Source organism: Luteibacter sp. P4_D7_3, assembly GCF_056401735.1.
This window is the reverse complement of the sequence record NZ_JBFUIT010000467.1, coordinates 1-2,275: the sequence shown is the minus strand read 5'-3', so window position 1 is coordinate 2,275 and position 2,275 is coordinate 1. Positions and strand designations below refer to the sequence as shown.

Sequence of the window (2,275 nt, the reverse complement as noted above, 5' to 3'; positions counted from 1 at the left end):
CTTGAAGACATCCTTGGCCACGTCGCGCTGCTGGCTGCTTTCGGTGTGTACCGAAATCAGGATGCTGCCTTCGCGTACCTTGGCGTCGTAACGCTTGGCCTCGAACTCGGGAATGCCCATGCCGACGAGCGCGCCGATGATCCCGCCCGTCGCCGTGCCGACCGCCGCGCCGCCAAGCGCGGCCATGATCGGTCCGGCAGCGATGAACGGACCGACACCAGGAATCGCCAGCGCACCGATACCGGCAAGCCAGCCGAGGCCTGCGCCGAGACCGAGGCCGAGGACGCCACCCGTGGTCGCGCCTTCAGGCGCCTTGGTGTGGTGTTCGTGCGCGAAGTCGCGCGTGCCGCGACGGTCGGGAAGGAGCGCCGAGATGTCGTCGCTGGTGAAACCGGCCTGCTTGAGCTCGAGGACGATGTGCTCGGCCTGTTCGACGGTGCGGGTCGTGCAGTAGACAGATGCTTTCATGATGGTCCTCGCGGGTCAGTGTTTGCTGTCGAGCTGGTTCTGGACATTCGCCACGCCGGGCACGGCTTTCACGATCGCCTCGACGCGCGCCTTCTCGGCGTCGTCCTTTACAGGACCGCGCAGGATGACGGTGCCGTCGGAGGCGATGAACTTGACGTTGTGCGCGGACAGGGAGAGCGAATCGTCACCCACGATGGCCTTGCGCACGGCGGCGGCGACCTTGATGTCTTCCGCGTCGTTCGGCTGGTCGAAGGCGGTGGTCTGCCCACCTTGCCGGTCGCGCTGGTTGATCTTCGTGTTGTCGGCTTTCGGCGCGTCCTGGGCAAACGCGGCGGTCGCCGCGAGGGCAGTGACGAGGAACAGGACAGTGGATCGTGTGGTCACGGTGAGGCTCCGTGGCTGCGGTGCGCGCAGTACGCCTCAGCGACCGTGAAACGCCGGTGCAGCCGGCGCGATGGTCACACCGCGCGGAAGGTCACGACCAGCACATCCCGGTGGGAGGCCTTGCTCTGGTCCAGCGGCGTGACCGGCGTGACGCCGTGGAACACGCGCGGATCGTGGATCAGCGCGGCGTCGAATGCGTGGGCAAGCGTGAACTCACCCAGCGAACGCCCGTCGGGCGCGTGAATCGTCGTCGTGCCGCTGGCGATGTTTTCGCGATCGATCAGGAGCACCAACACGTAATCGACGCCGTCACGGTGGCTGCCTTCGGGCGTCGRCTCGCCTGCCGCACCGGCCGTGGCCTCGATACGGAACTGGTGTGCCTCGACGTGCCACTGGGCCACCTCCGGCGACAGTCCGCCGAAAAAGTCACGGCAGAAGTCGAGGATCGCGCGCAGGGTCTCGCTCTGGGCGATCTCCGGCAGCACCGGGGCGAACCAGCGCTCGATGTCGCCTTGCAGCGCGTTGTACGAGAGTGTCTGGAAGTGCGCCTGGTGCGGGCGGGCTTCGACGTGGCCGAACGGCGATGCAGCGAACACGGCATGGCGGCGTCGGCGAAAGCGCCCGGTTGCCGCGAGGTACGTGTCCGGCTCGAGCGCATTCCAGCTGGCGGCAAACGCCTCCCAGTCGGTCACCGGCGCGATGTGCTCGACCAGTCGGCGCATGGCGTCACCCTGTACGAAGGCGAAGCCCTCGTCGCGAACCTGGTCGTGGAGGGTGGTTTCGGTCGCTTCGAGGGGGACGTTCATCGCCCCAGTATACGACCCCGACGCCCGGGCCACCTGCGGCAAACAGGCCCGCTCAGGGCGTGCGCAGCGGCTGGGGCTTATCCAGCGCGGCAAGGAGCGCGCCGTCGCGCTGGTATACGTCCGGCTTGTAGGCCAGCTTGCCATCCTCGCCGATGTCCACGGTCCAATAGGCCAGCAGCACCGGTACAGAGGTGGGCAGCGTCACGTTCTGCGTCTTCTTCGTGGCGATGCGATCGTCGATGGCCTGCCGATTCCATTTCTGGTCGTCGTTGAAAAGTAACTGCACGAGTTCGAGAGGGTGCTCGACGCGGATACAGCCCGAACTGGTGTCGCGCCTGGCCTTCGAGAAGAGGTCCTGGTGGGGCGTGTCATGCAGGTAGACGGAGAAGGAATTGGGGAAGCGGATCACCACCTGGCCCAGCGAATTGCCCGGGCCGGCATCCTGACGCAGCGTGATGCCGCGCGGGTTCGACCAGTTCACACCCGACGCGGAAATCGTGTTGCCGGCGCTGTCGAGCACGCGAATGCGGTTGTTGGCCAGGTAGGCGCTGTTGGCGCGGACCTTCGGCAGGATGTCGTTCTTGAGGATCGTCGGCGGGACGGTCCAGGTCGGATTG

The 2,275-nt window shown here is 66.4% G+C and carries 4 protein-coding genes; all 4 read right to left on the bottom strand.

What is annotated here, in order from left to right; translation table 11 throughout:
- The coding region (locus AC1DSN_RS21605) for a hypothetical protein (protein ID WP_477332805.1) at window positions 1-468 on the bottom strand (468 nt) is incomplete at its 3' end.
- Window positions 469-483: 15 nt separating this feature from the next.
- Window positions 484-852 carry a BON domain-containing protein gene (locus AC1DSN_RS21600; protein ID WP_477332803.1) on the bottom strand — a complete coding sequence of 123 codons (369 nt, stop codon included), beginning with the start codon at window positions 850-852 and terminating at the stop codon, window positions 484-486.
- A gap of 74 nt (window positions 853-926) precedes the next feature.
- On the bottom strand, window positions 927-1,658 hold the full coding sequence (locus tag AC1DSN_RS21595; RefSeq protein WP_477332801.1) for a 2OG-Fe dioxygenase family protein: 732 nt from the start codon (window positions 1,656-1,658) through the stop codon (window positions 927-929).
- A 52-nt stretch (window positions 1,659-1,710) separates the two neighbouring features.
- The coding region (locus tag AC1DSN_RS21590) for a L,D-transpeptidase family protein (RefSeq protein WP_477332799.1) at window positions 1,711-2,275 on the bottom strand (565 nt) is incomplete at its 5' end.